Here is a 21,847-nt window from a genome sequence, read left to right on the forward strand (position 1 = left end):
GGGGCCACCGACGGACGCGCCCGTGGGCGAGAGCGCGCGGGACCCCTGGCCGACGGGTTCCCCCGCCGGTCACAGCCATCCGTTGCGCTGTGCCTGCAAGGCCATCTGGAAGCGGTTCGCGGCGCCCAGCCGGGCCATCAGGATCTGTAGCCGCCGATAGAGCGTGCGGCGGCTGATCCCCAGCTCGCGGGCGATGACCTCGTCGCTCGCGCCGCCCGCGAGAAGCCACAGCAGGCGGCGGTCACCGGGGGGCAGGCCGCCCGGACGGGTGGTGCGGCCCTGGAACGGCAGGGCGTTCCGCCAGGACTGCTCGAACAGCGCCATGAGCGCCGAGAGCAGACCGCACGGCTGCACGACCAGCATGGTGTTGTGCACGTCGGCCTCTTTGATCGACAACGAGACGAGCGCGTACGCCTCATCGATGATCACGAGTTTGACCGGTACCGACGGCAGCACCCTGGCCTGCTCGCCGGCCCTGACGCACGGTTCGATGACGTCCTTCAGATGACCCGGGTGCTCCAGCGACTCCCGTGAGTACACGACCCGCTGCGTCACCCCGCGGGCGAGTGTGTCCAGTGCGTCGTGCGTGGCGCCGGACAGGGGGAAGTACGGTGGCGACTCGAACTGCCGGATCTGATCGCGGGCGCTCGCCCACGCCTGACGCATCCTGGGCCCGATGGCGTCGCCGGTGACGACCTCGACAAGATCGTCGTTGTACGCGGCGAGCCGCTGCCGCCGGAACGACTCGAACGCGCCCCCGACGGCGATACGGGACTCCTCGACCTCGGCCGCCCGGTGCCGGGCGAGGATCTCCAGGCCGGCGGTGGGCGGCACCGGGGCGACCACACCCCCGTCCGCCTCGGCGGCACTGGCCAGACCGGCGTCGACCAGCGCGCCGTACGCCGTGGCGAGGTCCGCACCCTCCACACCGGCCGCGTCCGCGATCGCACTCAGCGGGGCGGGGGCCCGTTCCAGAAGTGCCAGATAGACCCGGGCCGCCGTGTGGTCCAGCCCCAGCAGCCGGAGGGCCTCGCCGAGTTTCGCGTCCGTCATGCGCCCCATTATCGACGGCCCCCGTCGAGCCGTGGCCGATCCGTGCCAGTGGCGCTTCCCGGCACCGGCCGGGCACGGTGCGGGATACCGTCCGGGGGCCGCCGACGACCGGTGGTGGCGAGGGCACCCGGGCCGGAGCGGCGGGAAGCAGGCCCCGGCGGCTCCCCCCGTCCCTCGCCGCTGACGGATCCATCCAACGGATCCATCCAGAGGAAGGTGCACGACATGGCGAAAGGCCGGAAGAACGGTCTCTACTCCGGGATCTCCGACGAACTGTCCGCGCTGATGCGGACGGGGTGGGCGGACACCGAGCGGCACGACCTGCTCCCCGGCGAGCAGGCCCCGTACGCGGCCGCCCGCCGTGCCGCGCTCTCCGCGCGCTTCCCCGGCGAACGTCTCGTGATCCCCTCGGGGAACCTCAAGGTCCGTTCGAACGACGACACCTATCCGTTCCGGCCCCACTCGGCCTATGTCCACATGACCGGTGACCGGGCCCGGGACGGCGCCCTCGTCCTCGAACCCCGGGCGGACGGCGGCCACGACGCCTACTGCTACCAGCTGCCGAGGGACAGCAGGGACGACAACGAGTTCTGGACCGGGAACACGGCGGAGCTGTGGATGGGCCGGCGCCGCTCCCTCGCCGAGGCGGCCGTCGTCCTCGGTCTGCCCTGCCGCGACGTCCGCACGGCCGCCGGCGACCTCGCCGCCGCCTCCGGCGCGCCGACCCGGATCGTCCGGGGCGTCGACCCGTCCCTGGAGGCCGCCGTCACCACCGACGAGGAGCGCGACGGCGAACTGGAGGAGGCGCTCAGCGATCTCCGCCTCGTCAAGGACGACTGGGAGATCGGCGAACTCCGCAAGGCCGTCGACTCCACCGTCCGCGGATTCACCGACGTGATCGGCGAGCTGTCCCGGGCGGTCGCGACGTCCGAGCGGTGGATCGAGGGCACGTTCTTCCGCCGCGCGCGCCTGGAGGGCAACTCCGTCGGCTACGGCTCGATCTGCGCCGCCGGCGAGCATGCCACGATCATGCACTGGACGGACAACGACGGCCCGGTGCGCCCGGGGGACCTGCTCCTGCTCGACGCCGGTGTCGAGACGCACACCCTCTACACCGCCGACGTCACGCGCACGCTTCCCATCAGCGGCACCTTCACTCCTGTTCAGCGCACGGTCTACGACGCGGTGTACGAGGCGCAGGAGGCGGGCATGGCCGCCGTCAAGCCGGGCGCAGCGTACCGCGACTTCCACGAGGCGTCCCAGCGTCACCTGGCGTCCCGGCTGGTCGAGTGGGGCTTCATCGAAGGCCCGGTCGACCGCGCGTACGCACTCGGCCTCCAGCGCCGCTTCACCATGGCGGGCACCGGGCACATGCTCGGTCTGGACGTCCACGACTGCGCGCAGGCCCGGAACGACGACTACGTCGACGGCGTGCTGGAGCCGGGCATGGTGCTCACCGTCGAGCCCGGCCTGTACTTCCAGCCGGACGACCTCACCGTCCCCGAGGAGTGGCGCGGCATCGGCGTCCGGATCGAGGACGACCTGCTCGTCACCGACGGCGGTCACCAGAACCTGTCGGCGGGCCTGCCGAGGTCGGCGGACGAGGTGGAGGCGTGGATGGCCCGGTTCGCGGGCTGATCGCGGGCTGATCGCGGGCGCCGGCGGAGGGGCCCGGTGCCGCGGTCCCGGCCGCCGCCCGGTCGTCGCGCGGACGCCGCCGGCGGGGGAGCGTGCCGGGGGACGCCGTTGACCGCCGTCGGCCGGGCCCACGGGGACGTGTGCGTCGCCCTGCCCGGAGCGGGCTGCCGGAGGCACTTTAGGATCATGCGATGACGACCGACTCCACCGCACCGATCGATCCCCTGTCCCTGCCCACGGAGGAGTTCGCCTTCCCCGGGCCGCTGCGCGACCGGCTCGTCGCCGCGATCCTCGACGGGTCCAAGACGACGACGACCGGACTGGCGATCCAGTACGAGCGGGAACGGGAGCCGCTGCCCGAGGCCGGCCGGCGATCGGCGGTGGTCGACTCCGGTGACCGTCCGGTCTGCGTCATCGAGGTGACGTCGGTACGTGTCGTGCCCCTCGGCGAGGTGGACCTCGCCCATGCGCAGGCGGAGGGCGAGGGCCCCATCACCGTCGCCGAGTGGCGGACGCTGCACGAGGCCTTCTGGCACGGCGAGGAGATGCGTACGGCGTTGGGCGATCCCGCCTTCACGGTGGACGACACGACACCGGTGGTGCTGGAGAGCTTCCACGTCGTCGCCGATCTGCGCCCGGCGACGGGCTGAGGCCCCGGCGGCAGAAGGCCCGCGCGGGCGGTCGGCAAGAGGCCCGCGCAGGCCGTCGGCCGAAGGACCGCGCGGCCCGGCGGCAACCCGCCCACGGCACCCGGGCCCGGGTCGGCCGCTCAGGCGCCGGCCCCTGAGCGGGTGAGGACGATACTGGTCAGGGGCGCGTGCGTGGTCCAGCCGAGGGACTCGTACAGGCCCCGCCCCTCGCCGTCGCCCCGAGGACCCCGGTCCGGGGGCCGCCCTCGGCGAGAGCCGCGTCCGCCAGGGTGCGCATGACCACCCGCCCAGGCCCCGGCGGCGGTGCTCGGGTGCCGTCGCTATCCGGTCGAACACGGCCCATCCGGTACGGGGGGATTCGGCCGGCCGGCCGCTCGCGGCGTACCCTCCGTCCGCGTCGACCACGAGGGCCCGGGTGACGCCGCCCCGGCTCCAGGTGCGCAGCCGGTGGCCCGCGGGGAGAGCGGCGGAGGAGGGCCGCAGGGCCGTGGACATCAGGAAGCCGGGGGCCTCGATGGACCAACCGGGGGCGAGCCAGGGGGCGATGGTCTCCGCGGTGACGAACACCTTGAGCCAGGTGCCGGGGGCGGTGACGGCCTCCGTGAGCTTGCGGACGGTCGCCTCGTCGGCGTCGGGCAGGACATGCCGCGTCACATGACCGGGCAGCCCGACATCGACGGTGAGACCCCAGGGCTCCTCCTGGGGAGGAGCGGCCCCGCCCGAGACGGCCCAGCCGTCGACCCACGCCCGTACGATCCCGGTCTCCCCAGTTCCTCCGCGCGTCCTCAGGTGCCGAACGGCACAGCAGGGTACGTGGTCGGGTCCGCGCGGCCGCCGTCGGGGTGCGCCGGAGAGGGGGGCGGCCCGGGGAGAAGGGAGGCGGGCACGCGAGAGGGACCGTTTTCCCGCGCGCCCGCCCCGATCAGGGGGCCACCGACCGTGCGGTGGCGCTGTGTCGCGGCCCGCGGGTGGAGCGGCCGCTGCCGCTGCGGCTCCCGCAGCCCGTACGACTCACGTAGCTCACGTAGCTCATGCGGCTCGTATGCCGTATGCGGTTCATGCGGTTGATGTGGCTGATGTGGCTCATGCGGCGAACTCCGGGAAGGTGCGGGGCGCCGCTCCCGTGCGGCGGCGCACTCCGCCCGCGATGGCCGTGACCGTGCGCGGGCCCCTGCCCGTACCCCGGTCCGCTCCGCGCGGGGTGACCGCGCGCAGCCTCCTGGCCAACGGGCCGGTGTACGCGGTAGGTTCGGCGGCCGGCTGCGCCGCCTCCGCCGGGGAGGGGGCGGCGGCCGCCCTGTGCTCGCCGGTGCCGGGCAGGTGCGGACGCATGCGATACCCCTTCCGGTCGTGGTGACGTATGGCCGCCTCTCGAAGGGGCCGTGAAGGGCCGCCGGAGAGGTGTTGGTTAGGTTAGCCTAACCAAATCGATGATGCCATCCCTGCTGTGATCATGGCTGAATCTCGCCCCAACACCCTCCTGTCGTGACGGCCGGGACCCCGCGGCCGCGCCCGGCCGTGGGACGTGCTGTGGCAGGCCCCGCGCCGGCCCTCGTGCCCCGCCGGATCCGGCGCGCGGGCGAAGGACGGCACACGCCGGTCCTGCCCGGGGGGTTCGCACCGTCCGCGCGCAGGAGTAGAAACACATATGGGCCCCTGCCCGCGCAGGTCACCGTGGCAGGGCCTGGACCGGACCGAGCCACCGCCGGCGCGTGGGACAGGCGTCCCCGCAGGCCGTGCCTCCCGATGAGACCGGGGAGTCGACCGTGTATCTCCGTACCCATTCCTGCCAGTTGTCCTTCCCTCGCGACCACCGTGCGCGCATCCGCACGTCCCCCTCCGCCACCGTGAGCCGGGCCCGCCCGGCAGGGGGAACGGCAGGGGAGAGCCCTGCTGACGCGGTGTTCAGTACGGCTCCGTGCGACCGGCCCCGCCCGGTCACGGGCCACCCCCGTATACGCGGACACCGCCATTCCCAGCAGGCGGGAGGAGTGTTCCTTTCCGACATCGACGACGACGGATACCCGGGCCTCGAACCCGACGACGAGGACGACGCCTGCCCGTTGTGCGGCTACTGGATCTGCTCCTGCGACCAGGGGATCGGGGAGTGAGGCGCCCGGTGCTGCCACCGCCGTGCCCTGAGCGCCCGGCCCGCCCACTGCCCGCGGCACGGCCCGGCGGCCCCCGTGCCGCGCCGGGCGGGCCGCGGAAACATGGAGTGCCCACCTGCTCCTTATCCGGTCCAGACCATTGACAGGGGCGCGGGTCCAGGCCACTCTGCGGTGCCATGCCGAAACCCCGTGCCGTACTCGCCGCGCTCGTTCCCCTGCTCGTCGCCGTGGGGCTGAGCAGCCCGGCGCGGGCCGCCTCCTGGCCCGCCCCCGCGCCGGTGGTGAGCCAGGTGGACACCGAGGACCCGGTCTTCTTCGTCACCATCGACGACGGCTGGTACCACGACCCGGCCGCCGCCCGGATCCTGCTGGACCGCCAGGTGCCCGCGTCGCTCTTCCTGCTGCCCGGCGCGACCTCGTACGACACCGTCTACTTCCGCCGGATCGTCGACAACGGCCCGTCGCGGATCGAGAACCACGGGGTCCAGCACCAGGATCTGACGACCCTGGACGAGCAGGGGCAGCGGGCCGAACTCTGCGGCGCCCGGAGCCGGCATCTGGCCACCTTCGGCCAGGAACCCCGGCTGACCCGGCCCCCGTACGGCGCCTTCAACGCGGACACCCGTACCGCGGCGCGCGCCTGCGGCTCCAAGGCGGTGGTCACCTGGACCCATGACCAGACGACCTGGGGCACGCCTCCGCCGCCGCCGGAGCTGAGGGCCGGCGACATCGTGCTCCTCCACTTCACCCCGGACCTCGCCGCCGATCTGACCCGGGTACTGGCGGCGGCCGACGCGGCGGGGCTGAAGCCCGCGCGGCTGCGGGACTACATCCGGGACTGACCGGCCGGCCGGTCCGGGCGACCGGCCCGACCGCGGTCCGGGGGGATCCGTACGCGGGCGTCACCCCCGCGTCACGCGGTCGTCAAACCCGCCGGGATGGTCCGTAACCACCGGTGGGTCACGACAGTTGACCCCGGTATGTCTGCGAATCGCCCCGCGGTGCCCCCGTCCGGCCGGAGGGGTGACCCGTCGATGCTGCGGGTCGCCTCGGCGTCGCTCGTCGGAACCGCCATCGAGTTCTACGACTTCTTCGTCTACGGCACGGCGGCGGCGCTCGTCCTCGGGCCGCTGTTCTTCCCCACCTTCACTCCGCTCACCGGAACCCTGGCCGCCTTCGGCACCTTCGGCATCGGGTTCATCGCCCGCCCGCTCGGATCCGTCCTGTTCGGCCACATCGGCGACCGCTACGGACGGCGTCCCGTCCTGGTCGCCTCCCTGCTGACGACCGGACTCGCCACGGCCGCCGTGGGCTTCCTCCCGGCGTACACCACCATCGGGATCGCCGCCCCGATCCTCCTCCTGGTGCTCCGTTTCCTCCAGGGCCTCGGACTCGGCGGCGAGTGGGGCGGCGCCGTCCTGCTCACCGCCGAGCACGCGCCGCCGGGACGGCGCGCACTGTGGGGGAGCTTCCCCCAGATGGGGCCGCCGCTGGGGTTCCTGCTCGCCAACGGCACGATGCTGGCCCTGACCGCCTCGCTCTCCGACGCCCAGTTCCTCGCCTGGGGCTGGCGGGTGCCGTTCTGGGCCGCCGGGGTGCTGGCGGTGGGCGGTCTGCTGCTGCGCACCTCGCTCACCGAGACCCCGCACTTCCGTGAGCTGGCCGAGTCCGGCCGCCGGGCGGAGGCACCCGCCGTCGAAGTGGTACGCGACCACTGGCGGCTGCTGTTGCTGACCGCGGGGGGCCTGTCGGTCGGCTACGCGGTCTTCTACGCGGTGACCACCTGGTCCCTGGTGTACGGGACGGAGCAACTCGGCTTCAGCCCGACCCTGATGCTGGCCCTGGTGACGGCGGCGGTCACGGTCAACGGCCTCCTGACGCCGGTGGCCGCGCTCCTCGGCGACCGCTTCGGCCGCCGTCCGATGTGCCTGGCGGGCAGTGTGCTCGCGGCCCTGTGGATGTTCCCGTTCATCGCGCTCCTCGACACGGGGAGACCGGCGCTCATGCTCCTCGGGTTCGTCGTGGCGCTGATCGCGCTGGTCACCATGTTCGCGGTGATCGCCGCGTACCTGCCCGAGCTGTACGAGGCACGGATCCGGTGCACGGGGGCCGCGGTCGGCTACAACCTCGCCGGGGTCCTGGGCGGGGCGCTCACCCCCATCGTGGCGACGGCGGTCTCCGACGGCGACGGCCCGCCGTGGGGCGTCGCCCTCTGGCTCACCGGCATCGCGGTCCTGAGCACGGCCTGCTTCGCCGCCCTCCCGGAGACCCGGCCGACGGCGGCGCCGGCCCGTACCGCCACCACCGCCGACGAGGAGCCCGCGCCGGCCTAGGGTCTGTCCGGCGGAGCTTGCCGGGCCCTGGCACCGCGCTCTACCCCCCGGGCCTGGCGGCCCGGGGCCCCTCCTCCACCTGGCGATCCCTCCCCTCGGCCGTCTGGGGACCTGAGGGGACTACCCCTCTCGTCCGCCGGCGGGCCGGGGGAGACCCCGGGCACCAGACCCGAGACCCCCGGCCCGTCAGCGCCACCGGCCCACCCCGGCGGGCCGCTATCCGATGGAGACCACCCGGGCCCAGTCGGGCGGCGATTCCGGCACGTACTCCGCGTCCTCCTCGCGCCACGACCGCCTCCGGTGCTCCCGGGCGAACAGTCCCACCACCGTCCGGCACGCCGGACGCGCCTTCGGCCACCGGGTTTGGCCGTCGGTCAGGACCACGACGACATCCGGCCCCGGCCGTGACCGGAGCGCCCGGTCGAAGCCGGCGCGCAGGTCGGTGCCCCCGCCGCCCGTCAGCGGGATGCCCTCGGCGCGGCACAGCGCGTGCACGAGCGGGGCCGCCGCGTCGCACGGCAACACGGACACCAGGTCGCGGCGGCCGCCCACCGCCCGGCAGATGGCGGTGACCTCCAGGAGCGCACTGCCCAGTTCCGCGTCGCTGACCGAGCCGGAGGTGTCGATGACCACCGACACCCGGGGCGGCCTGCGGCGCAGGCTCGGCAGGACGACGCCGGGGATCCCGGACGAGCGGCGCGACGGGCGGCCGTAGGTGTAGTCCTCGCCCGCGCCGGAGCCGGACGTCGCCGCGCGGACCGCCGCGCCCAGCAGCTCCCGCCAGGGCTGCGGCGGATGGAACACCTCCTCCGCCCACCGCCGCCAGCCCTTCGGAGCGTTCCCCGGACGGCCGTTGATGCCCCGCGCCACCCGGAACCGGACCAGATCCCGTTCCTCCGCGCTGAGGCCGCGCGCCCCGTCCGGCCCGAGGTCCCACATGCGTTCCAGGCCGTCGGCGCCGCTGCCGCAGTCCAGCCAGGCCATGTCCTGGGTGTACGGACCGAGCCGGAACTGACGCAGATAGTCCTCCATGAGCTGCCCGCCGGACAGCCCCAGCGCCTCGGGGCCGACCGCGTCCCCGGGACCGACCAGGCCGTCCCCGAAGATGTCGTCGTTGATCTCGCAGTCCGCGGCGATGTTCATCCGCAGCCGTTCCGCCGGGCCGCTCAGCCGGTGCTCCCGCGCGAACCGGTCGCTGCGCCCGTGGTGGTCGCGGAGCAGGTGCGACACCTCGTGCACCCAGACGCCGGCCAACTCCTCGACGGGGGTGCGGTCCACGAACGCGGGGGAGACGTAGCACCGCCAGTGCCGGTCCACGGCCATCGTCGGCACCTGCCGGGACGCGACCGTGTGCAGGGCGAACAGGGCCGTCGCCAGATAGGGGCGGGCCCGGGCCGCGTGCAGCCGGGCCGTGAAGAGCTTGTCGCGGTCCAGGACCGCCGCCGGGTCCGGGAGCCCCGGGCCCGTGACGCCGGTCTGCGACTCCCCGGTCATCGGCCTGCCTTCGCCGCCGCGGCCGTGGCCCGTGCCGTCGTCCGGTCCGCCGCCCGATCGGCCGCCCGATCGGCCCGCCGGGAGAGGTCCACCGCTCCGGCGAGCCGTTCGATCGACGCCGGGACGTCCCAGTCCTCGCGGCGCAGCGAGGCCAGGGTGGTCGCGGGGACGACCACCAGATCCGGTGCGCCGGTCTCCACCGCCCGGGCCAGGAGGGCCCAGGCCGCGTCCCAGCGGGCCCGCTCCGGGCGGTTGCGGACCGCCGCCACCACCGCGTCGAGCACGGCCTGCCGCAGATCGCCCCGCTCGGGCAGGTCGGCACCCGCCGGGTCCGCGAGCAGGGTTTCGGGGTCCGGGAGGTCCATCCGGTCCAGGGCGGCCAGCAGTTCAAGGCCGGGGCCGTCCCCCACCGCGCCCCGGACCAGCGCGGAGAGTACGTCGCGGGAGGAGCCGGCGGCGGTCGCGAAGGCGATCAGGTGCAACGCCATCTCCCAGCTGCGGGGCGAAGGCCACGCCCCGCCCCGGCGGGCCTCGCCGGCGGGCAGCCGGTGGACGAGCCCGGGGCGCGCGGCGAGCAGCCCGCACACGGCACGCCGGGCGAAGTCCACGGCCTGCTCCAGCCTCTCCGGAGCGAGCCGTGGCAGCGTCGCCCGGGGCCAGGTCCCGCCCAGTCCGCGGACCACCACCTCGTGGTCGTGCGTCCACGGGAGATGGACGAACCGGTTGGCCAGCGGCGGGCTCAGCTCCCAGCCGTCGGCGGCCGAGGCACGGGGGTTGGCGGCGGCCACGATCCGGACCCCGGGCGGCAGGCGCAGGGCGCCGACCCGCCGTTCCAGGACGAGCCGGAGCAGGGCGGCCTGCACGGCCGGCGGCGCCGTGGACAGCTCGTCCAGGAAGAGCAGCCCCCGGCCGGCCCGTACCAGGCGTACGGCCCAGTCCGGCGGGGCCATCGGCACGCCCTGCTCGGCGGGGTCGTCCCCGACGACGGGCAGGCCGGAGAAGTCGGACGGCTCGTGGACGCTGGCGATCACCGTGGTGAGGGGAAGTTCCAGGGTGGCGGCGAGGTGGGTCAGGGCGGCCGTCTTGCCGATGCCCGGCTCGCCCCACAGCAGGACGGGCAGGTCGGCGGCGACGGCCAGCGTCAGCGCCTCCAGCTGCGCGTCGGCGCGCGGTTCGGTGGTCGAGTCGCGCAGCAGGGCCAGCAGGGCGTCGGCGACCTCCAGTCGGGGGACGCCGGCCGGGCCGGACACGGTATGGGGCGCGGTGGACGGGGAGTTCATGGGCATGCGGGATCACCTGGGGGTGCGGTGGTGGGAGGGACGGGGCGAGGCCCCGGCCCTCGGACCAGTGGTCAGGGGTCGGTTGTCAGGAAGCCGGAAGCCGTAAGCCGTAAGTCGGAAGGAGGCGGCAGGTCAGCGCGAGGAGGCGTGGCGCGGGTGCGAGCGCCGGTCGCGCCCGGGGGTGGGGCCGCCGGTACGCTCACGGCCGGTACGGGTGCGGCCGGGGCGAGGCCGCCCGTCGTCCGGTCCGTCGCGGTCGGGGTGGACACCGCCGGGCCCGGGGCCGGTCAGACCGGCCCGGAAGAGCCCGTACGCGATCCGCCGCCGCGCCGCCGCCTCCAGCTCCTCCCGCAGATCGCCGTCGCGCAGCAGCGCGCCGGGCCCCAGCAGGCCCTCGACCACGGCGAGCGCGCCGGCGGTGTCGCCGTGGTCGAGACGTCCGCGTACGTCGGGAAGACAGCTCGGACGGCGGTGCGCCTCGTCGATGGCCCGCAGACAGGGCAGGGGCGTGCCGGTCAGCGCCGCCAGCAGCTCCTCCCGGCGGATCTCGTCCGGGTCGTGGTCCAGCGCCGCCAGGACCCCGTCGACCAGGCCGATCCGGTGCCGCGCTCCCCGGCACTCCACGATCCGCGGCTGCCCGGCCCGGCCGGTCCTTCCCGCCGGGCCCGGCCCGGCGGGGGAGTGGCCCGGCATCAGCGCGGCGGCGACCAGCGGGTGGAGCGCGTCGGCCCCGATCAACCCGGCCCGGATCAGCTCCAGATCGGGCAGGACCCAGGTCGCCGCGTCGGGCAGGACGGGCACGGTGGACGTGCCGCCCCGGTCCGCCGGCGTGATCCGGAGGGTGGGCGGCCCCGCGCCCGCGCTCTCGCTGTCCCCGTCCAGGTGCAGGAGCAGCCGTTGCCGGGCCCCGAACCGTACGGCGACGGTGCCGGTGGACCGTCCCTCCGCCTGGAGCAGGATCCCCGCCTCCGCCGCCCACCGGTCGACGGCGCAGCGGTTGCCGTCGGGCACGCCGTGCGGACCGTTGGGCACCTCCGGGTACGGCACGGTGCGGCCGTCGGGGGGCGGTCCGTCGGCCCCGGACCGGAACCGCAGTTCAGGGGCGCTGCGCGCGTCCCACAGATGGCGGTGCAGATCGAGGCGGAACCGCCGGCTGGGGTGGGGGTGCGGATACCGGCGGGTGCCGGCGTCGGAGCGGGACCCGTGGCGGGACCCGTCCCACAGTGTCAGGACGATGCGCTGGCCGGCGTCCGCCCAGGCCGGTGGGGTCCGGGCCACGAGATGCACGGAGCGCGTACCCCTGCCGGGTCCGGAGCCGGTCTGCCCGGTGGTGGTGTCGTACCGGGCCAGGGGGATGGTCAGGCCGGGGCGCAGCAGCCCGTCGGGAGCGACCCTCGGCATGTGCCAGCGCAGCAGGTCGGGTGCGAGATGGCGGAGATCGGCCCGGATCCGGGAGGCGAGTTCCCGGCCGTGGGCGCGCGCCACGGAGCGGAGGTCGAGATCGGTGTCGATGCCCGCGGCGGCGCAGGCACCGGCCCAGTCACCGGCACGGCGGCGGGCGGTCGCGGTCTCGATCATGGACGGTGGCACGGCGAAACGGCGTACGCGGAGCCACAGGGAGAGACGGGTGTCCTCGTTCGCGAAGGGGGTGGGCATCAGCACTCACCTTGCGCGGACGGGTCCCCCAATCTGAGAGAAGGCTTCATCACCGGGGGATCGTACCGACCGTCGCTGCGATGTGCCAGGAGTTTTTGGCGAGTTCCCCGGCGGCTCCGGTGGCTCCGGCGGCCCGGGCGGCCCTGACAGGATGTCGGGGTGTCGGGACGCCGGGGCAGGTCACCGTGCCGGGCGGGCGCCGAGGAAGCGGGTGAGCAGCAGGCGCAGCATGGGTGCCTGCTCCAGCGGTGCGAACTCCGGGTCGGTGGCGACGCGGGCGAACAGGCCGTCGATCTGGGCGGCGATCCAGGTGGCGGTGGCGTCCGGGTCCAGGGTCGCGTCGATCCCGCCGTCGGCGGCGGCGCGGCGGAGCAGGCCGGCGATGCCGGCGCGCAGCGCACGGTCGTTGCGGGCGAGGAGGGCGGCGATGTGCTCGTCGCGCTGGGCCTCGGCGGCGGTGTCGAGGGCCAGGCCCGCGTAGGCGGGGTCGGCGGCGAGGTTCACCACGTCGTTGACCAGGCCGAACAGGGCGGCCAGCGGGTCCTTCGCCGTCGTCAGCGCGGCGAGGTGATCGGCGGTCTCGGCGCCGTCCTGCTCGATCAGGGCGGCGATGATGGCGTGCTTGCTCGGGAAGTAGTGGAAGACGTTCCCGGGGCTCATTCCGGCGCGGGCGCAGATGTCCGCCGTCCGGGTGCCGTGGAAGCCCTTCTCGGCGAAACAGGCCGCGGCGGCCTCCAGGATCCGGCGGCGTTTGGCGGCGTGCTTGACGGGATCGACGGTGCGCATGGTCCGTTCACCCTACCGCCCGGGCAGGACGGGGCGGCCGGGGCCGTCGGCGGCGGTCGGCGGCGGTCGGCGGCGGTTGGGGGCGGTCGGCGCGGGAGGCCGTTCGGTCGGCAGGGGTTGATCCCGGTCCGCCATCGGGTCTATTAATAGACCGACCAGTCGATCAATTAATTGGTCGTGATCCTTCGTTCTGCCCAGGAGGCACGCACGTGACGGACTCCCGACGAACCGACCCGCCGACGCCGACCACCCGCAGGGGCTTTCTGCACACCGTGGGCGCCGTCGGAGGCGCGGGCGCGGCCTTCGCCGCCATGGGCGCGCTCGGCCTCGCCCCGGCCGCCGCGAGCGCCACGGCCCCGCCGTTCCGCGCGCCGCGCGCCTCCGACTTCACCCTCACCGGCCGCAGCGCGGCGAGCGTCGCCGTGGTCGGCGCCGGTGTCGCCGGCCTCACCGCCGCGTACGAACTGCGCAAGGCCGGGTACGACGTGACGGTTCTCGACGCCCGCCCCCGCATCGGCGGCCGCAGCCTCACTGTGCGCGGCGGCGACACCCTCACCGACACCGAGGGCGTGACGCAGCGGGCGCGCTTCGCACCCGGCCAGTACTTCAACGCCGGGCCCGCGATGCTCCCGCAGTGGTCGCTCAGCACGGACTACTGCCGTGAACTCGGCGTGCCGCTGGAGGTGTTCTCGGTCTCCAACACGCGGACGTTCCTCCACGACCCGGACGCCCCGGGGGAGGTCCGCGCCCAGACCGCGCGGTCCGACGCGTACGGCGTGATCGCCGAACTCCTGGCCAAGGCGACGGACGGGGGCGCGCTCGACGCGCAGCTCTCGGCCGCCGACAAGGAACGCCTGCTGGAGTTCCTGCGGACGACGGGCGGCATCGGCGGCCGGTCCGAGGGCTGGGCCTACCCGGCGGACCCGAGGCTGCGCGGCTTCGCGGTGAACCCCGGCGCCGCCGGCTCCCCCGGCGTGCCACTGCCGCCGCCCGGTTCACTGGATCGCGTGTTCTCGCGGCAGGTGGCGTACCACTGGCTGCTCGACTCCGGCTTCGACATGGCGTCGACCCTGCTCCAGCCGGTCGGCGGGATGGACCGGATCACGGAGGCCCTGGCGGACCGCGTCGGACGGCAGCGGATCCGCTGCGGGGTCGAGGTCACGTCCATCGCCGAGGGCCCCGGGGGGACCCGGGTCACCTGTCGCGGCCCGGCGGGCACCGGCGTCCTCGATACGGCGTACTGCATCGTGACGACGCCGCCGCTCGTCGCGGCGGGCATCACCGGACTGCCGGCGGCGGCGACGGCCCTGTTGCGCACGTTCCTGCCGGAGTTCCCCGCCAAGATCGCCCTGGAGTACCGCCGCCGCTGGTGGGAGGACGACTTCGCCATCTACGGCGGTATCACGTCGTACGGCCACGACTCGTCGCTGTGGTATCCGTCGCACGACCACCACAGTGGGCGCGGCGTGCTCGTCGCCTTCGTGGAGGGCGCGGAGAACACGCTCCACCGGCTGTCCCCCGCCCGGCGGACGGAGGAGATGGTGAGGCGCGCCGAGCGTGTGCACGGGCCGAAGGCCCGCGCGGAGTTGGCGAGTTCGCTCTCGGTCCTGTGGGGGCGCGAACCCTTCCTGGAGAGCGGCTGGCAGGCGGCCGACATGGAGCACAACGCCGTCGTGAACAGCGCGGCCTTCCGCCCGCTCACCGAGCCGACGGGACGGGTCCTCTTCGCCGGGGACTGGCTCAGCAACACGCTGGGCTGGCAGCACGGTTCGATGGCGTCGGCACGCCGGGCGGTCGAAAGGGTCCACGCCCGGGCCCTGGCCGGCTGACGGGGGGAGCCGCCGGCGGTGCGGGGCCCGGCCGGCGGCAGCGCCCGGCAGGTCCCGCGCCCGTCCGGTCGGTGGATCGGGCCCCGCCCGGCCCGGCGGCGTACGGGCAGCACCCCCGTGCCTGCCCTGCCCCGGAGCACCGTGCCCCCGGAGCACCGTGGCCGGCGTCCATCCGCCGGAGACCGCCCGCCCGCTCAGGAACCCTCGTCCCCCGGCGCCCTCCCCTCGGACCTCCTCGCGCTGCACTGGTCGAGGGAGTGGGCGAGCCGGTCCCGGATCTCGGTCAGCCGCTCGATGCGCTGGTCGAGTCCCGCCAGTCGGCGCAGGGTGACGGAGACGAACGACTCGTGCACACCACCCTCCCACGCCGCCGCCGCGCCCGGATCCGGCCCCCGTTCCGGGTCCGGCCCCCCGCACCGACGCGGTGCCGTGCCCCCGCCCGGGTCGTCGTCCCCCAGGGCAGGGCCGGCCAGTAACCCGGCCAGCGACTGCACATCGCTGATCGTCAGCCCGGAGTCCATCAAATGACGCAGGGTGAGCAGCAGACGGATGTCCTCCTGCCCGTACTCGCGATGCCCCGAGGGCCCGCGCCGTGCCGCCAGCAGCCCCCGCTGCTCGTAGTAGCGCAGTGCGCGCGGGGTGACCCCCACGGCCGCGGCCGCTTCACCGATGCGCACTCCCGTCCTCCCCGTCCTCCAGGTCCGATTCCCCCGATGGCCCGGCGGCGCGGTCACCGCTCGCTCCTCAGAGTTCCACCAGGACCGAGCCGATATGACGGCCCGCCGGCAACTCGCACAACGCCTGCGGCGCCCGTTCGATTCCGGAGAGCCGGCTGTGCGGAAGGACGACGGTCCCCTCGCGCAGCGCCCGGCCGAACTCGTCCAGCCACCGCTCGTGCGCGTCCGCGTGGTCGTCGAGCCGCAGACCGCGCAGCGAGATCCCCCGCATGACGAGGGCGGCGGTGTCCACCTCGACCGGGCTGGCCAGCCCGCCGGTCATCTGCGCGGCGAGCACGCCGACGAGCGAGAACCGGGCCCCGGGGCGGGCGATCGCGAGCGCCGCCGCCAGCTGCTCCCCGCCGACGTTGTCGATGACGGCGTCGATGCCGTCGGGCGCCGCCGCGCGCAGCCGCCGCTCGAAGGAACCCCCGCCCCGCAGGACGACGGCGTCGTACCCCAGCTCCTCCGTCAGGAACTGCGCCCTGCGTTGCGAGCCGACGCTGCCGACCAGCCGCTTCGCGCCCCGGAGCCGCGCGAACTGCCCGGCGAGGACGCCGATCCCGCCCGCCGCCCCGCTGATGAACACGGTGTCCCCGGGGCGTACGCCGGCGGCCTCGACGCCCGCCCAGGCGGTGAACCCCTGCGACAGGTACGCGGCGGGGTCGGGCAGCGCCCCGGCGTCGACCGGCGTCGCGTCGGCCGCGTCCACCACCGCGTACTCGCGCCATCCGGCGAAGTGCGTGACGAGGTCCCCGGGGCGGGCCGTCGCACCCGGGCCCGGCGCGTCGACCACCTCGCCGAGGGCGGGGCCCCACAGCGGTGCGTCCACCTCGTACGGCGGGAGGGGCAGCCCGTCGCCGCCCCGCATCAGGGAGGACATCCCGGCCATCACGCTCATCAGCCGGTTGCGTACGAGCAGCTGCCCGGGGCCGGGTACGGGGACGGGGACCTCGACCAGGCGGAAGTTGTCGGGAGTGGGTGTCACGTCCGGGCGCGACACCTTGTGGATCTCGCGATGGTGGGTGGGCAGGGCGGCAGTGGGCATGTCGGTTCCTCGGGAACGTGCCGCGGTGCGGGCCGGCGCACCGGTGTCCTGGTGGCCCGGTGCTCCGCGTGCGCGGCGTCCGATGTGCGGTCGTTCCCACGCTAGAACCTGACGCGCGCGTCAAGGTCAAGTCCGTTCGGCGAAGAGGGCGTCAGACGAAGAGGGCGTCCGGCGTTGTGGACACCCGTGCCCGGGAGCGGGTTCACCGGGGGCCGAGGCGGCGCGAGGGGGTTCCGGGCAGGGCGAACACCCGACGGGACGCCCGGCCGGGGCGCGACAGTATCCCAATCAGTCATGCTCATTTCAACCATGGTCAACGTGGCGCCGCCCGGGGTAGGTTGTCGATCGCGTACCGGACGCGAAGTCCCGGAAAGCGGCGATCCCGCTGGGGACCGGCCTGTGCCGGAACGTGCCTGCCACCCCGTCACGAGGGACGGGTGGCCCGGCTCACGGCGGTCCTCGAAACCGCCCGCCCGCGCCCCGCCCTCCTGCCGCGCACCACCCTTTGCCGCCTCACGCGGCGAGCTGTCCCACCTTCAGCGCCCCGCCCCCGGGTCCACCGTCCCGGTGATCCCCAGCCCCGGGCCCGGCGCGTTCCCCCACACCCCGGCCGTCCGGAACACCGTGCGGTCGGACAACGAAAGGTGTCAGCCCCTCATGCGATCGACCCACCTCGGCGGCCTCGCCGCCGGCGCCCTCGGCCTCGCCCTCCCGCTCGCGCTGATCCCCGCCAACGCCTCCGCCGCCACGCCGCCGGCCCCGCTGCTCGCGGTCGCGCAGGCGCCTGCGGCCGGCGAGATCAAGGGACAGTACATCGTCACCGTCAAGGCGGGCTCCGACCCGGCCGCCGTCGCCGCCTCGCGCTCGGTCACGCCGGAGTACGTCTACGACGAGGTCCTCCACGGCTTCGCCGCGTCCCTGACCCCCGCCCAGCTCACGGCGGTGAGGGGCGACGCGCGGATCGTCTCCATCGAGGAGGACCAGAAGGCCGTCTCCTCCGCGACGCAGACCAACGCCCCCTGGGGCCTGGACCGAATAGACCAGCGCAGCGGGCGCAACGGCAGCTACACCTACACTGCCACCGGCGCCGGAGTCACCGCGTACATCATCGACTCCGGCATCGACACGAGCCACACCGACTTCGGCGGCCGGGCCCGCAATGTCTTCGACGCCTTCGGCGGCAACGGCCAGGACTGCAACGGCCACGGCACCCATGTCGCGGGCACCGTCGGCGGCGCGACGTACGGTGTGGCCAAGCGCGTGCAGCTGCGCGGCGTGAAGGTGCTCAACTGTCAGGGCTCCGGCTCCTTCTCCGCCATCATCGCGGGCTTCGACTGGGTGCGGCAGAACGCCGTGAAGCCCGCCGTCGCCAACGCCTCCCTCGGCGGCGGCTACTCGGCCGCCCTCAACAACGCGGCCACCGCCCTCGCCAACTCCGGTGTCCACACCACGGTCGCGGCCGGCAACAGCAACCAGGACGCCTGCAACTACTCCCCGGCGAGCGCCCCGAACGCCCTGTCCATCGCCGCCTCGGACTCCGGTGACGCGAAGGCCGGCTTCAGCAACTACGGCCAGTGCACCGACCTCTACGCCCCCGGCGTGGGCGTCGTCTCCACCCGCATGGGCGGCGGCACCACCAGCATGAACGGTACGTCGATGGCCGCACCCCACGTCGCGGGCGTCGCCGCGCTCTACAAGGCGACCCACGGCGAGGCGTCCAGCACCACCGTCAACAACTGGCTGATCAACAACAGCACCCCCAACGTGATCCGGGGCAACATCACCGGCACGCCGAACCGCCTGCTGTTCAAGTCCACGCTCTGACCGTCCCCACCCGCGACCGGGCCCGACCGGAACCCTCCGGCCGGGCCCGCCCGCCGCCCGCCCGCTCCTGGCCGAAGCCGGCCGACAGGGGCAGCCCACGTGCCCCCGCCGTCCCGACACCATCCGTGCCGGAGGACAGCAGTACGGACCCGCGGCGTCGAAGGGGAGTGGGAGTGAGCGGCCGGTGCCTACGCGCGTTCCACCCGGGGCGGTCCCAGCCGGATGCGCTCACGCGTCGCGTCGAACGGGCCGCGGAAGCCGTGCAGGTTCTCGAACCACCAGGTGACACCCACATCGGCGTACGAGGTCACCAGGCGCCGGTCGGCCTGCCCGCCGTCGCCCGCCGTGTAGCCGCCGACCGCGTAGTCGAACGGGCCGTCGGCCGTGCGGTGCCGGTGCACGTACGAGACGATCTCGCCGTAGGTGCCGGTCGGGATCATCGTCGGGGTCCACGCCTTGCGGCGTTCCAGGGAGAGCCGGCCCGGCAGGACGCCGTCCCAGCGGGCGGCGCGGCGGAAGGGGCGCCGGTTCGGCCAGTAGCCGGCGACCCAGACGGGGATGCGGGGGCGCTGCACGGGACGCGGCAGGAAGGTGGTCTCCGCGATCCGGAAGTGCCGACCCTGGTAGGCGAAGGGCTCTCCCGACCAGAGCCCGGTGATGATGTCCAGGGCCTCGTCCAGCTTCTCCGCGCGGATCCGTTCGTCGCCGTCCTCGCCAAAGTCGTCGAACTCGGAGTCGCGGGGGTAGCCGAGGCCGACGCCCAGGATGAGGCGCCCGCCCGAGAGGTGGTCCAGGGTCACCGCCTCCCGGGCGACCTTCCAGGGGCGGCGCCGGGCCAGGGGGGTGACCATCGGGCCGAAGCGGATGACGCTGGTCGCCGTCGCGACGGCGGCGAGGCTGATCCATGGGTCGACGATCGGCCCCCGGAAGCCCCGCATGAACATCAGGTGGTCCCAGAGGAAGAAGCCGTCCCAGCCGGCGTCCTCCGCCTCCCGCGCCAGGTCGGCCAGGCGCCTGGGGTCCCCGTAATCGCCGTGCGGCGGTACGGAGACCGCGTACCGGAGCACGGACGCGGGACGGCCGCCGGACGTGTCCCGAGGGGTGTCGGTCATGTCTGTCTCCTCTGTTGTGAGGTGGCGGGGACGGCGCCCCCGGGGGCCCGGGGGCCGGGGCGCGCACCGGTCACGCGGACCGCCGCCGCGCCGAGTTCGCCGGCCAGCCGCAGGGCCGTCCGGGCGTCGGCGCCCGAGGTCAGGGCCGTCAGCAGCCCCGCCGCGAAGGCGTCGCCCGCGCCCGTGGTGTCGACGGCGTCGACCGGCCGCGCCGCCACCGTGAACAGCGCGCCGTCCCGGTCGGCCCACAGGGCGCCCCGGGCACCCAGCTTCACGGCGACCTGCCGGGCCGTGGCGGTCAGTGCCCCGGCGGCCGGTCCTGGCCGGTCGTGGCCCGTCAGCGCGCGTGCCTCGTCCTCGTTGGCGATGAGCAGGTCGATGCCGCGCAGCCACTCCAGACACCGGCGGGTCCCCGTCCGCCGCAGCAGCTCGGCGGAGGCCGCGTCGACGCTGACGGTGAGACCGTGTTCACGGGCGGCGGCCAGGGCGCGCAGCCCGGCGGCCCGGGAGACGGGGTCCAGCAGGACGTACGCGGAGAGGTGGACGTGTCCCGCGTCCGGCAGCTCGATGAGCGCCACGTCGATGTCCTCCGGCGCGAGCAGGACGTTCGCACCCCGCTGCGACATCATGGTCCGCCGGCCCCCGAAGGAGACCACGACGACACTGCCCGTCGGCACACCGGGATGGCGGCGTGCCGCGCAGTCCACGCCCGCTTCGGTGAGTTCGGCGATCCTGGCCCGGCCGTCGGCGTCGTCGCCCACGCTCGTCACCAGGGTGACGGGAGTGCCCTGCCAGGCCAGCCACGCGGCTGTATTGGCCGCCTGACCGCCCGGGGTGATGCGGACGGCGGCCTCGTTGTCGTCGCCGTCGACCACGGGCCGCGCGGGGATGACGATCACGTCGGTGGTCACATGGCCGATCACGACGGTGCGCGGCGGCCCCTGCGGTACGGGGGCGGGCCCGGGCCGCCGGCCCCTTCGCCCGTCCTCGCTCATCCCCACAACCCGGGCAGGCCGACGCCGAGTCCGGCGAGCAGCCGGCGGAGCAGGGGCAGGGACAGGCCCTGGAGATTGCCGGGTTCGCCCGACACGCTCTCCACGAACCAGCCCCCCTTGTGGGAGATCTTGAAGGCGCCCGCCACGGCCAGCGGCTCGCCGGACGCGACATACCGGGCGATCTCCTCGTCGGTGGGGCGGGCGAACGTCACCTCCGTCGAGCACACGGCGGCGACCCGGCGGCCCGAGGCGGCGTCGACGACGCAGTGCCCGGTGTGGAAGACGGCGGTACGTCCCGCCATGCGTCTCCACTGCGCGATCGCGGGTCCGGCGCTGCCCGGCTTCCCGTGGGCGAGCCCGTCGAGTTCGAGGAGCGAGTCGCAGCCGATGACGACCCCCCGGTCCAGGGTGTCGGCGACCGTGGTGGCCTTCGCCCGGGCCAGGCGCAGCGTGAGCGCCGACGGCGACTCCCCCGGCAGGGCGCTCTCGTCGGCGCCGCTCACCACGACCTCGGGGTCGAGCCCCGCCCTGCGCAGCAGATCCAGCCGCGAGGGCGAGCCCGACGCGAGAACGACCCGTGTCATCCCTGCCCCTTCCCGGTGCTCCGGCCCGCCCGGCGCCCGCTTGCCGGCCTCACCCGGACGCCCAGAGCCCGGCGGCCAGCCGGCGGAGATAGGTCCCGTTCGACCGGGTGTCCCTGAAGACGAACTCCTCCGAGTCCAGCAGCGCGAACGACGGGTGGAACAGGGCGGACAGTTCGCTCAGCCGGTAGACCCGCTGCCGCAGCCCGGTCACCGGGTCGTAGGTGAGGGAGCGCCCGTCGGGGCCGAGGTCCACCAGTGGCCGGTAGTAGTCGTCCTCGGTGGTGAGGAAGTAGACGTACAGCAGCCCGCCGGGGCACAGGACGCGGCGGGCCTCCTCGGCGAGGGTGCGCAACTGCCGGTCCTCCACCACGTTCTCCACGCTGGTGAACGCCGTGACCAGGCTGAACGCCCCGTCCGCGAAGGGCAGCCGGTCGGCCATGGAGCCCTGGACGAGCCGCAGCGAGCCGTCCGTGTCCCGTGCGGCGGCCTTCGCGAGGGGGCGGTAGGCGAAGTCCATGCCGTGGTAGGCCAGACCCGTCTCGGTCAGGACGCCGGCGTTGCGGCCGCCGCCGCAGCCCAGGTCCAGCAGCCGCCGCGGCCCGCGCACCCGGGCGATCCGTGGCAGGCAGCCGCGCAGGAACGCGGTGCCGTGGGACGGTTGTCGGTTGGTCGAGGACGATATGGCGGGGTTGAGATATTCGCGTTCCCAGAGTTGCCGGCTCATGCCTCTTCCCTGTT

Annotated in this window: 18 protein-coding genes; 6 read left to right on the forward strand and 12 right to left on the reverse strand. The window is 74.6% G+C overall.

What is annotated here, in order from left to right; genetic code table 11:
- Positions 1–69 precede the first annotated feature (69 nt).
- Positions 70–1,053, reverse strand: a complete 984-nt coding sequence (locus tag SYYSPA8_RS01380; protein ID WP_323445010.1) for a helix-turn-helix domain-containing protein — start codon at positions 1,051–1,053, stop codon at positions 70–72.
- A 225-nt stretch (positions 1,054–1,278) separates the two neighbouring features.
- On the opposite strand from SYYSPA8_RS01380, the gene SYYSPA8_RS01385 reads away from it, so the two are divergent.
- Both SYYSPA8_RS01385 and SYYSPA8_RS01390 read left to right on the forward strand, forming a co-directional pair.
- Entirely contained in the window at positions 1,279–2,691 is a 1,413-nt protein-coding gene (locus SYYSPA8_RS01385; protein ID WP_323445011.1) for an aminopeptidase P family protein, read from the forward strand.
- Positions 2,692–2,882: 191 nt separating this feature from the next.
- The gene (locus tag SYYSPA8_RS01390) at positions 2,883–3,341 is read left to right on the forward strand and encodes an ASCH domain-containing protein (RefSeq protein WP_323445012.1); all 459 of its coding nucleotides are present in this window, start codon (positions 2,883–2,885) and stop codon (positions 3,339–3,341) included.
- Between the two features lie 1,083 nt (positions 3,342–4,424).
- Here SYYSPA8_RS01390 and SYYSPA8_RS01395 read toward each other — a convergent pair.
- Entirely contained in the window at positions 4,425–4,673 is a 249-nt protein-coding gene (locus SYYSPA8_RS01395; protein WP_323445013.1) for a hypothetical protein, read from the reverse strand.
- 955 nt (positions 4,674–5,628) lie between these two features.
- Here SYYSPA8_RS01395 and SYYSPA8_RS01400 point away from each other — a divergent pair.
- Positions 5,629–6,294 carry a polysaccharide deacetylase family protein gene (locus SYYSPA8_RS01400; protein ID WP_323445014.1) on the forward strand — a complete coding sequence of 222 codons (666 nt, stop codon included), beginning with the start codon at positions 5,629–5,631 and terminating at the stop codon, positions 6,292–6,294.
- A gap of 192 nt (positions 6,295–6,486) precedes the next feature.
- A complete protein-coding gene (locus SYYSPA8_RS01405; RefSeq protein WP_323445497.1) occupies positions 6,487–7,785 on the forward strand; it encodes an MFS transporter in 1,299 nt (432 codons plus the stop codon).
- Between the two features lie 216 nt (positions 7,786–8,001).
- On the opposite strand, the gene SYYSPA8_RS01410 is transcribed toward SYYSPA8_RS01405, so the two are convergent.
- The 4 genes from SYYSPA8_RS01410 to SYYSPA8_RS01425 form a co-directional block, all read right to left on the reverse strand.
- Positions 8,002–9,279, reverse strand: a complete 1,278-nt coding sequence (locus SYYSPA8_RS01410) for a vWA domain-containing protein (protein ID WP_323445015.1) — start codon at positions 9,277–9,279, stop codon at positions 8,002–8,004.
- Entirely contained in the window at positions 9,276–10,565 is a 1,290-nt protein-coding gene (locus tag SYYSPA8_RS01415; RefSeq protein ID WP_323445016.1) for a MoxR family ATPase, read from the reverse strand. Before SYYSPA8_RS01415 ends, SYYSPA8_RS01410 begins: the two co-directional genes overlap by 4 nt.
- Positions 10,566–10,691: 126 nt before the next feature.
- Positions 10,692–12,215, reverse strand: coding sequence for a hypothetical protein (locus tag SYYSPA8_RS01420; RefSeq protein ID WP_323445017.1), 1,524 nt, complete (start codon positions 12,213–12,215; stop codon positions 10,692–10,694).
- A 180-nt stretch (positions 12,216–12,395) separates the two neighbouring features.
- Complete coding sequence (locus SYYSPA8_RS01425; protein WP_323445018.1) at positions 12,396–13,001, reverse strand: TetR/AcrR family transcriptional regulator; 606 nt, start codon at positions 12,999–13,001, stop codon at positions 12,396–12,398.
- A 209-nt stretch (positions 13,002–13,210) separates the two neighbouring features.
- Here SYYSPA8_RS01425 and SYYSPA8_RS01430 point away from each other — a divergent pair, with 209 nt between their 5' ends.
- A complete protein-coding gene (locus tag SYYSPA8_RS01430) occupies positions 13,211–14,830 on the forward strand; it encodes a flavin monoamine oxidase family protein (RefSeq protein ID WP_323445019.1) in 1,620 nt (539 codons plus the stop codon).
- A gap of 194 nt (positions 14,831–15,024) precedes the next feature.
- Here the strand turns inward: SYYSPA8_RS01430 and SYYSPA8_RS01435 are convergent, their stop codons facing one another.
- Together SYYSPA8_RS01435 and SYYSPA8_RS01440 are read right to left on the reverse strand one after the other, a co-directional pair.
- Positions 15,025–15,507, reverse strand: a complete 483-nt coding sequence (locus tag SYYSPA8_RS01435) for a MerR family transcriptional regulator (RefSeq protein WP_323445020.1) — start codon at positions 15,505–15,507, stop codon at positions 15,025–15,027.
- 67 nt (positions 15,508–15,574) lie between these two features.
- Positions 15,575–16,594, reverse strand: a complete 1,020-nt coding sequence (locus SYYSPA8_RS01440; RefSeq protein WP_323445021.1) for an MDR family NADP-dependent oxidoreductase — start codon at positions 16,592–16,594, stop codon at positions 15,575–15,577.
- Positions 16,595–17,251: 657 nt separating this feature from the next.
- Here SYYSPA8_RS01440 and SYYSPA8_RS01445 point away from each other — a divergent pair.
- Complete coding sequence (locus SYYSPA8_RS01445) at positions 17,252–18,418, forward strand: S8 family peptidase (RefSeq protein ID WP_323445022.1); 1,167 nt, start codon at positions 17,252–17,254, stop codon at positions 18,416–18,418.
- A 188-nt stretch (positions 18,419–18,606) separates the two neighbouring features.
- Here the strand turns inward: SYYSPA8_RS01445 and SYYSPA8_RS01450 are convergent, their stop codons facing one another.
- From SYYSPA8_RS01450 to SYYSPA8_RS01465, 4 genes are read right to left on the reverse strand one after another with little or no spacing between them, the layout of a single operon-like run.
- Positions 18,607–19,530, reverse strand: a complete 924-nt coding sequence (locus SYYSPA8_RS01450; protein WP_323445023.1) for an LLM class flavin-dependent oxidoreductase — start codon at positions 19,528–19,530, stop codon at positions 18,607–18,609.
- The gene (locus SYYSPA8_RS01455) at positions 19,527–20,525 is read right to left on the reverse strand and encodes a carbohydrate kinase family protein (protein WP_323445024.1); all 999 of its coding nucleotides are present in this window, start codon (positions 20,523–20,525) and stop codon (positions 19,527–19,529) included. Before SYYSPA8_RS01455 ends, SYYSPA8_RS01450 begins: the two co-directional genes overlap by 4 nt.
- Positions 20,522–21,109 (reverse strand): Maf family protein, encoded by a 588-nt coding sequence (locus SYYSPA8_RS01460; RefSeq protein WP_323445025.1) that lies wholly within the window; start codon positions 21,107–21,109, stop codon positions 20,522–20,524. Before SYYSPA8_RS01460 ends, SYYSPA8_RS01455 begins: the two co-directional genes overlap by 4 nt.
- Before the next feature lie 49 nt (positions 21,110–21,158).
- Positions 21,159–21,833 (reverse strand): class I SAM-dependent methyltransferase, encoded by a 675-nt coding sequence (locus tag SYYSPA8_RS01465; protein WP_323445026.1) that lies wholly within the window; start codon positions 21,831–21,833, stop codon positions 21,159–21,161.
- Between the last annotated feature and the right edge of the window lie 14 nt (positions 21,834–21,847).

This window comes from Streptomyces yaizuensis, from assembly GCF_034961445.1.
Lineage (GTDB): Bacteria > Actinomycetota > Actinomycetes > Streptomycetales > Streptomycetaceae > Streptomyces > Streptomyces yaizuensis.